Below are 8,105 nucleotides of genomic sequence, written 5' to 3'. Positions count from 1 at the left end.
CCGAGGCTCAGAGCCACAAAATCGACCCGCCAGGTCGCACGTCTACAACCGCGCGACCCAATCTGCAATTTCGAGGATGAAATGAAAAAAAGCATCGTCTTGTCGACCATTGCATTTTTTTCGGTGTGCGCCCAGGCACAAGGCATACCGGTCATTGATGCTTCAAATTTGGCTCAAGCCCTGGAGCAAGTTAGTGCCTGGCAAAAGCAGTACCAGCAAATGACTCAACAAATTGAGCAACTAACAAAACAGGTCGATGCGCTGACAAGTTCCCACAGCTACAACCAGCTCGCAAACAACTCTCTAATTAAGCAGTATTTACCCAAAGAGTTCTCAGACGTAAACACTCTTTTAAAGGGTGGGAGTCTCAGTACAAATCAATCAGACATTGCGTCCATTCGGTCTGCATATGGGGTTGATGTAACTAGTAATCCGAATGCTATGCAGAACGAAGCAAACGCGCTTGCCAATGCCGTTGGTAAACAGAAGTCCCTCGACGCGCAAGCCTCTAGCATTGAGACACTACAAAACCAAATACCCGCGCTGGAGGATTTGAAGGCATCAAGTGACCTGGTTAATCGGAATCTGAACGAGGTTCAAACTCTTTTGATTCAAATGCTGAAGCGCCAGGATATGGCAGAAGCTACCGCTGCTGCGGACAAGCTGCGCGAAGCAGCTGAAAAGCAAGCAAGAACAAAGTCATGGATCTCAAAAAATAAATTACCGGCGATCGATTGAGATCCAGCACCCATACCCCAGCGCGTTTGCTGGGGTATTTTTTTAGTCTTCGACCTGGTGCAGGTTCTCATCCCCAATGATTTTTTCAAAGTGCGCGGGTAGATGTTTTCCTTGCAGGCGCTGCCATCCAACAAGCCACCAACTAGAAACCGCAGATTCAGTTCTTTGGTGCCTTTGAATGGCGCGGGTGTAACGCGTGGTTACTCGAAGTAGTAGGTTCATGGTCGCACCACGTCTTTAATAAATCGTCAACAGGTTGGTTTAAACGCGTTTTGAGCCACTTTTGCAAAAAAACCGATACGACCCCTATCGACATTAAAAAAACCTCCCAAACGCCCGAATTTTGGCCTCCACGTATCCTGATAACAATTTTTTTTGTTCACAGGTGCTTCTGATGCCCCTTGGGGCATGTGGCAAAGCCTAAATCTCGGTGGTGTCGCGCTAGCGGGGGGACTTTTCACCCCCCTATGGGGGGCTATTTATCCACATTTTTGCGCGCTCCAACTACCGGCAAAAAATTAAAGGCAATAAATTACCGGAGTACCTTACAGGTTTAGGGGGGGTCTGATTCAGCGTGAAAAGGGGGGTCTGATTCAGCGTAAAAGGGGGGTCTGATTCAGCGTAAAAGGGGGGTCTGATTCAGCGTGGACAACTTTCGTTATCCACAAAATCTGTGGATAACTAGGCTCCCTTGAACGCGATGGGGGGCGGTGACGGTAACAACATCAAGCCCCCTGGTACTTGTTTTACTTGCGCTTTGGGGTAGACCGCCAACGCAGCATTAAGCGCCGGCATAAACTTCTTTTTAAAGTCTTTATCCGCGTCTTTACCCTGGTACTCTTGGCCAAACTGTTCGCGCAACGATTTCCAATGCAAGATGACAGGACGGCCTTCAATTCTGTGCAGTCGGTGCGCAAGCCAGGCGTAAACGTCCAGCGCAAGCGCAGACCCCTTTAATGCGTGCAAAGCGCGGTTATCAAGGGGAACACCATTTGCCACCAGCTCCGAAAAGTAGCTGTCTGACAAAACAAGCACCCCTGGCCAGAGGGCTTTCTGGTTTGAACCTTTGTTTATTTGCCACGAGTCGAACTGCTCGACAGGCTGCCCGTTGTAGGTTCTTCCTTTGTATCCAAGCTGTAGACGGCACGCTGCAAGCGCATGCATTTGGGTGCGCAGCGTTCTAAATGAGCCACGCTCCCCCCCACTTGTGGATTGGCCAAGTAAACGTAAAAACTCGCTGGCGCTGTCCCCTATTGGTACTTCGCGGGTGTTGTAGCGTTTTGCGTAGGTGGAGACCCACGCAAGCGCAAGGCGCGGCATAGCCCCGTAGGGGACCGGCTGCAATACGGGGCCACGTCCTTCATCCAGGTAACCAGCCTGCACATTCACCCATGCTGAGCCTGACTGCCGCATAAAGCTTTGGCCATCTACTTTGGATCGTGGTAGACCGACCTGGCACAAAACCGCATGGGTAAATGCCATTTCTTCGCCGGTTGGCTGGAATTGAGCAATATCAGCGCCAGCTTGAATTAGCTTTAATGCTGGCGCAGCGGTAGTTTTTGTTACTTTCTTGGCCTTTGGCGATAAAGAAAAATCAAGGTCAGGCCTCTTGTTTGAGAGCGCCTGCAGGTCTTCCTCTGCTTTTTTGAGGCTATCCAGTGTTTGCGCCAAGCAGAGTTCCCAAAACTTTTTGTAGTCACCCTCTGCTTTTTGAATTTCGCTTTGAATGCGCTCTACCTCGTTGCGGTTGAAATCAACCCAAGCCGTCGCGACGATGCCATCAATTAATTCGGGTTGCGCTGCGTCGCTCATGCGCCCCCCTTCACGTTCAGGCCGCTCTCCAGCGCTTGAAAAATCGCAAGGTTGATGAAGCCCGCGCGGGTTTGGCCAAGTTGGCTTGCAGCGATGTCCGCCCGCTCCAAAAGCGGCTCAGAAATCGTGAGCGTGATCTGTATCTTGTTGCCTTTTCGCACCCTGCGCGGAGCCTCTGGTACTGCAGCTGCAGCATCTGGCGCACCACTAATAAAGGCTTCTGCAGTGTTCTGATTTGCTGGTTTCTTTGTAATCGCCATTGCATCCATCCTACATTTCAATTAGTGTTTTTTTAATATCCAAATATATTGGAAATAAGTGCATTTAGCTCTGAGCTTGCTTTTTGGTCTTGCGGCTTAATTTCAAGGACGGACAAGCCAGCACCTGCAGCATTTGAGAACGCTTTTCTTCTCCGCAGCGGGGTGGGTAAATATTCAAATTGAGGGACTTGCGCAACTTCTGCAGCGGCTTCAGCGTTGTCGGTAGAGGCTTCACCTGGGTCTGCGCAGTTCAGCACCGCATACGCCCGTAAACCGTCGCGGACACTTCGGGCTTCATCCACCAGAGAAGCAATGTCGCTCAACGCCCAAACATCAAAACTTCTAGGCTGAAACGGAACCAACAAAACATCCGACAAAACCAGTGCGGCACGTAATGCTGTCGAATCACGACCCCCAGCGTCGATGATGACATCATCGAATTTAGATGCTTGCTGCTGCACTTGAGTGCGCAAAGTTGCGCCTTCTGAGTACGTCGCGCACGCAATGCCTGGAGCATGGCCAGCTTGCGACCGGATACTGATTGAGGTCTGAGCAGTGCCTTGGCGATCGCCATCTACGAGCCATACGTCGCGCCCAGAAATGGCGCGCGCAATCGCAATGTTCACCGCGATTGTGGTCTTGCCTACCCCACCCTTCGTATTTCCGATTGTGACAATCATTAGCAACCTACTTTAATATTAAAACAATGCTCTATTGTAGTTATATAGAGATTCTTGTCAATTGTTTTCAGACACAAAAAAACCCGCCGTTAGCGGGTTGTTTCTAGTGTTTTTTGGGTGGCCACTGCTGCGATGAGTGCAGGAGCCTAAGTAGCTCTATACGCTGGCTCTTGATGCGATAAACCACTATGAACGAGGTGCGGCTAATGACCAGTTCGCGGGTACTCTTTTTTCTTCCTGGTCGTCCCATTTCTGGATTTTGCTGCAGTTGATTGACTTGCAACTCGATTCGATCACCCTGCTCGATAGCTGCGCGGGGGTTGTCATGAGCGATGTAGTCCAACTGAGAATCGCGATCATTAATCGCTCTGCGAAGCCATACCAATATCAAACGATACCCCCATTAACTCGCTTGGCCAACTCGGCACGCTTCTTCGCCCAGCTTGATGCAGCATCATCATTACTTACCCATTTTGTCGAGGGGTTATCCGCCTCGATCAATGCGACCTCTACCTGTTCACGAAACCAGTTGTCATACGCTGCTGCCTCATGAGCGCGTTTAAGCGCGGCAGCACGGTCGGGACGCTTTGAAGCTGCAGGCGTTGCAGGGTCAAACCCTGCAGCATCAACCTCGTAGCGTGCAATCCCAACATCCTTTAAATACGACACAAGAGTCTCAAATTTTTTAAACAACCGCACCTGCTTGCTGCGCTGCGCTGCCAGTGGGCGCTCTATCAGCCCGTACTTGACCAGGACAGACCAACCACCAGACTGGCCTACGACCTGCGCACCACGAACAGCACCAGCCTCTACTAGCTTTGAGAGAGTTCCATGGTCTATGGTAGGTTGCATGACACACCTTTCGCATTGCATTAAATAATGCACATTTTCGCATTAAATAATTGATTGCGCACCATGCATTTATGCAAACTGCAATCAGTTCAACATAACACTAGACGTAACCACCGCCTAGTGATATCACTAAGCGCTAACTTCATACGGTGACCAACATGAAAAAACCGAAGACCAAAAGTTTTTTTGATCGTTTGATCGCAGACTCGCGCACCGGCAAGCTGCAGCAAGCGATGGGCGACGCCATCCGCGAATCCTGTAAACAAAATGAAGCGCTTGGACTCAAACCGTCAAAGGCAGAAATTGATATCACTAACTCAAGAAAACGGACTTATTGATATCACTTCTCATGCTCGCGCCCAGGGCTGGCCAGCGACTTGACCACCACCGGCTGCAACGTTTCAAAGCGCTCTTTAGCCCACGCGCTTGCCGTTTTTATCGCCTCAGCGAGCGCTGTGACCAAGCGAGCGGCTTGACGGTACAAAGCTTCAATTCGCAGCCTCTCCACCGGCGTTTTTTGACGGAATGTGTCGCGCAGCTCGAAATACTGCGCCTGTCGCCTTTCGTGTCTTTTTGAGGCTTTTGACTGCACGCGCCGCACTTTCTCCAAACGCCTTTTTTCAAGCTCCTCGACGGTTTTTTGAACATAGGCTCTACGCCTCTCCGTGGGCATATCTAATAAGGTTTTTTCGATCGTTTTTTGCTGCTGGATAAAGCGCTCTTTTTTGGCCTGCAGAACGACTCCCGACAACTCTGCCAGTAGCTCCTCTCGCTGAGCTTCAAGAGCTTTGTTTTCGTTGTATGCGCGGATTGCTTCATTTATAGCTTTTCTCTCCGTCTTTTCTGCGCCCCATCCTTCATGAATCGTCGGCATTCTTTCGATGCCTTGCGCGGCAAGAGTTCGATGGTCTATGCGCTCATCTCGACCTGCTTTTTCAAGTGCGTTATTGGCGTGAATTTGCCAGCTTATGCGCCATTCCTCTAAAAGCTGCTTATCGTTCCACAGCCTTTCCTTTTGGCCGAATCCATTAGGCTCCACAACTCTGGTTGTGAGCATTATGTGCGCGTGTGGATTTTTGGTTTCTTGATAGAAGTCCTCGTGTATTGCAGCATCTGCGACCATTCCTTTTTGCACAAAAGCCTCTTGTACAAAATTTCGTAATAACTCTACGCGTTGATTACGAGTTAACTCCACAGGCAAAGCTAGAACTATTTCACGTGCCAATTGCGCATCTTTTCGCTTTTCTATTTCCTCGACCGCATTCCACAACTTTGAGCGATCTTTCATCCATTCTGGGGAACCATCAGGCGTGAATATCTCTTTGAACTTAACCGACAAATCACGTTTCGAGTAATCAAATACTTCTCCCGTTCTTTTGTCTATCATTTTTTCGCCAGCGCGATAGCTAGCTGCAGCAACAGCGCTACGCCCTGTTGAGCGTGAGATTATTTGTGCAGAGAAGTGGTAGATCGCCATAGAGGTATTTTAGCGCCGCAGGCCGCAATGTTGGAACAACGTATAATTGCGCACTTCGTGGTGTCTGTAGCTCTCAACCGCGATAGCGGTCTTTGGTTGTTTTTTGGTTGTCAAATGGTTGTCAGTGGTTGCTTTTTAGTTGGCGTCAGGTTGCCATTTGCCGCGCTTCGCGGGAGCATAGCCAAGCGCTCAGCGCGCCGCCTCACGCTGTGAGGCTCCCAGCACGGCGGGGCGTGCCGCCCCCCGGCCCCCCTGTGGGCTGCGCCCCCCAAAGTGGCGGCCTGCGGCCTTCTTTGGCACCCCCTGCTATGCCGTCCAAGGAGTAAAGGCGTAGAATTTTGGTTTTTTGAGAGGGGTAATTTATGGCAACTGCTGAGCAACTACGTGCAAAAATTGCAGCGATTGAGGAAGAGGCAAAGCAAAAAAAAGCAAAAGCTCAACGCGCTCTTGCTCGACTAGAAGCAAAAGAAAAAAATGCAGTTCGTCGCGTTGAAAACCGCAAAAAAATGCTAGTCGGTGCTTTTATTCTTGACCAGCTCGAGAAGTGTTGCATTGTGCCTAAAGATTTAACTTTTGAGGGAAAGTCTTTTGCTGACTGGCTCACCCGCGAAAATGAGCGAGAATTATTTGGGATTGCGAGTCAACCAAAGACTGACTAAAATCGTTAAATCTTCAGAGAGTTAGTCCAGTAACTTTCAAGACTCCAGGAGCATCAATCGATGGATTACGTTACGGCGGGAATAGTGGCATTTTTGTTCACGGTAGCTATTCATCGAATTTTTAAAGTTTTTTTAGACGCTCATGAAAAGACAAAAGATGATCTCAAAAAAAATCCTGATCTTGGCTGCTTGCGCTGCAACCATCTTCCCTTTGCAAAGCACACATGCAGCAAATCAAGAAGACGATCTAAAAAAGGTTGAAGCGGAAACAAACTCTTATATCGACAAGCGCATAGAGGAAGGGAAACCACCATGCGGTGGTTTGTCTTTGACCGACCCCCTCAATTACACCTGCGACGTAACTGCCCATGCTCGGCGTGATGCCGAGATTAAAAAGCAGTGCACAGACAAGGGGCTGAAGTCGGGTAAAGCGGCAGTCGCTTGCCAAACCCCTATTTTTCACAAGTACCGCGCAAAAGACTGAGAGGACGAAATGTCCTTTTTGTCCAGCATAGAAACCCAGTTCACTGCAAATTTTGCGTCGCTTGCTACGACGTTGAGCGCCAACATGGCCATCGGCGCTCAACCCGTCTTTGTTGTGGGTGTAACGATCTACATTTTGTTGATCGGGTATGACGTGGCTCTTGGTCAGTGCAGTGATTCTTTCGCCTACATTTTTAAAAAATTTGCAAAGATTTTTCTGTTTGGCGCATTCGCCACTTTTGCTTGGGCCGACTACGTTTTTCCGTTTTTTGCAAACGTCCCTGCGTTTTTGAGTGATATCACTACCGGCTCGCCCAGCGTTGCGACCGCTCTCGAAAGCAACATCTGGACTCCGATTTTGCGGGTGTTTATCAGCGTGTTCAACACGTTCATTTCCTCGTTTGACGGCCTGTCTCTTGTTACCTCCTTCTGGGAGGGCGGCGCGGCATTGGTAATGGCCGTGGTCGGATTGATAGCGGGACTATGTTTGCTGTTCGTTGGCGCAGCGATCACCCTGGTCGCAATGATCATGAGCGTCATGTGCACATGCTTGCTCTACATCGTTCTCGCGATTGGGCCGGTTTACGTCATGTTGGCGGCTTTTCCAGCCACGCAGCGATATTTTGAGAGTTGGGTCAACTCCATAATGACCCAAGCTGTGGGCTTGCTTTTGATATCGGTTGCGGTGCAAAGTGCAAGCGCTCTCGTCGGCCTTCAAGACTTTGCGACTAAGAGCGCTTTCCCTAGCGATGGTGTGACTTACGACTCAAGTTACAGCCTTATATCGACGATATTTACCAAAGCTTTCGAGGCTGGCATCCTCTTGTATTTGTTCCGCAAACTATTTGATCTTGCCGCATCGTTAGGCGGGGGAATGAATGCAGGCGGCGCCCTCGGCCACATCGGTCGCATGGCCATACCCTTGCCAGATTTTCAGAAGAAGCCGCCGCCTGATCCGCCACCCTCACCCCGAGGAGGGAGCATCAAGGGATCACCTCAAGCCCCCCATCAACAGCCCCGAGGCTCAGAGCCACAAAATCGACCCGCCAGGTCGCACGTCTACAACCGCGCGACCCAATCTGCAATTTCGAGGATGAAATGAAAAAAAGCATCGTCTTGTCGACCATTGCATTTTTTTCGGTGT

General features: G+C 49.9%; 11 protein-coding genes. 5 read left to right on the top strand and 6 right to left on the bottom strand.

The genetic code is table 11. The features are described 5' to 3' along the window. A partial coding sequence (locus tag KIK84_RS16320) for a type IV secretion system protein (protein WP_214124184.1) occupies nt 1-738 on the top strand: 738 nt, incomplete at its 5' end. A 681-nt stretch (nt 739-1,419) separates the two neighbouring features. On the opposite strand, the gene KIK84_RS16315 is transcribed toward KIK84_RS16320, so the two are convergent. The 5 genes from KIK84_RS16315 to KIK84_RS16295 all read right to left on the bottom strand — a co-directional run bounded on the left by KIK84_RS16315 (nt 1,420) and on the right by KIK84_RS16295 (nt 4,342). After that, nucleotides 1,420-2,550, bottom strand: coding sequence for a replication protein RepA (locus tag KIK84_RS16315; RefSeq protein ID WP_250208057.1), 1,131 nt, complete (start codon nt 2,548-2,550; stop codon nt 1,420-1,422). Continuing rightward, nucleotides 2,547-2,810, bottom strand: a complete 264-nt coding sequence (locus KIK84_RS16310; protein WP_214124183.1) for a CopG family transcriptional regulator — start codon at nt 2,808-2,810, stop codon at nt 2,547-2,549. The genes KIK84_RS16315 and KIK84_RS16310 overlap by 4 nt, the downstream gene beginning before the upstream one ends. A gap of 32 nt (nt 2,811-2,842) precedes the next feature. Beyond that, nucleotides 2,843-3,490, bottom strand: coding sequence for an AAA family ATPase (locus tag KIK84_RS16305; RefSeq protein WP_214124182.1), 648 nt, complete (start codon nt 3,488-3,490; stop codon nt 2,843-2,845). 103 nt (nt 3,491-3,593) lie between these two features. Continuing rightward, nucleotides 3,594-3,875, bottom strand: coding sequence for a type II toxin-antitoxin system RelE/ParE family toxin (locus tag KIK84_RS16300; protein ID WP_349815950.1), 282 nt, complete (start codon nt 3,873-3,875; stop codon nt 3,594-3,596). Nucleotides 3,876-3,877: 2 nt separating this feature from the next. Beyond that, complete coding sequence (locus KIK84_RS16295) at nt 3,878-4,342, bottom strand: hypothetical protein (RefSeq protein ID WP_214124180.1); 465 nt, start codon at nt 4,340-4,342, stop codon at nt 3,878-3,880. 158 nt (nt 4,343-4,500) lie between these two features. Here KIK84_RS16295 and KIK84_RS16290 point away from each other — a divergent pair, with 158 nt between their 5' ends. Next, on the top strand, nt 4,501-4,680 hold the full coding sequence (locus tag KIK84_RS16290) for a hypothetical protein (protein WP_214124179.1): 180 nt from the start codon (nt 4,501-4,503) through the stop codon (nt 4,678-4,680). 2 nt (nt 4,681-4,682) lie between these two features. Here KIK84_RS16290 and mobQ read toward each other — a convergent pair whose 3' ends face one another. Further along, the gene (mobQ, locus tag KIK84_RS16285) at nt 4,683-5,819 is read right to left on the bottom strand and encodes a MobQ family relaxase (RefSeq protein ID WP_214124178.1); all 1,137 of its coding nucleotides are present in this window, start codon (nt 5,817-5,819) and stop codon (nt 4,683-4,685) included. A gap of 362 nt (nt 5,820-6,181) precedes the next feature. On the opposite strand from mobQ, the gene KIK84_RS16280 reads away from it, so the two are divergent. From KIK84_RS16280 to KIK84_RS16270, 3 genes are all read left to right on the top strand, one after another. Continuing rightward, nucleotides 6,182-6,478, top strand: a complete 297-nt coding sequence (locus KIK84_RS16280) for a hypothetical protein (protein ID WP_214124177.1) — start codon at nt 6,182-6,184, stop codon at nt 6,476-6,478. Between the two features lie 142 nt (nt 6,479-6,620). Then, complete coding sequence (locus KIK84_RS16275) at nt 6,621-6,962, top strand: hypothetical protein (protein ID WP_214124176.1); 342 nt, start codon at nt 6,621-6,623, stop codon at nt 6,960-6,962. Nucleotides 6,963-6,971: 9 nt separating this feature from the next. Next, nucleotides 6,972-8,063, top strand: coding sequence for a TrbL/VirB6 family protein (locus KIK84_RS16270; RefSeq protein WP_214124175.1), 1,092 nt, complete (start codon nt 6,972-6,974; stop codon nt 8,061-8,063). Nucleotides 8,064-8,105 lie beyond the last annotated feature (42 nt).

This window comes from Curvibacter sp. CHRR-16, assembly GCF_018474005.1.
Classification (GTDB): Bacteria; Pseudomonadota; Gammaproteobacteria; order Burkholderiales; family Burkholderiaceae_C; genus Allorhodoferax.
Note: the sequence above shows the minus strand (reverse complement) of the source record. Positions and strands in the feature narration are given on the sequence as shown.

Excerpts from the sequence above, each read along its gene's own strand:
- KIK84_RS16315 (WP_250208057.1), bottom strand. The coding sequence starts at position 2,550 with ATGAGCGACGCAGCGCAACCCGAATTAATTGATGGCATCGTCGCGACG.
- KIK84_RS16310 (WP_214124183.1), bottom strand. The coding sequence starts at position 2,810 with ATGGCGATTACAAAGAAACCAGCAAATCAGAACACTGCAGAAGCCTTT.
- KIK84_RS16305 (WP_214124182.1), bottom strand. The coding sequence starts at position 3,490 with ATGATTGTCACAATCGGAAATACGAAGGGTGGGGTAGGCAAGACCACA.
- KIK84_RS16295 (WP_214124180.1), bottom strand. The coding sequence starts at position 4,342 with ATGCAACCTACCATAGACCATGGAACTCTCTCAAAGCTAGTAGAGGCT.
- KIK84_RS16290 (WP_214124179.1), top strand. The coding sequence starts at position 4,501 with ATGAAAAAACCGAAGACCAAAAGTTTTTTTGATCGTTTGATCGCAGAC.
- mobQ (WP_214124178.1), bottom strand. The coding sequence starts at position 5,819 with ATGGCGATCTACCACTTCTCTGCACAAATAATCTCACGCTCAACAGGG.
- KIK84_RS16280 (WP_214124177.1), top strand. The coding sequence starts at position 6,182 with ATGGCAACTGCTGAGCAACTACGTGCAAAAATTGCAGCGATTGAGGAA.
- KIK84_RS16275 (WP_214124176.1), top strand. The coding sequence starts at position 6,621 with ATGAAAAGACAAAAGATGATCTCAAAAAAAATCCTGATCTTGGCTGCT.
- KIK84_RS16270 (WP_214124175.1), top strand. The coding sequence starts at position 6,972 with ATGTCCTTTTTGTCCAGCATAGAAACCCAGTTCACTGCAAATTTTGCG.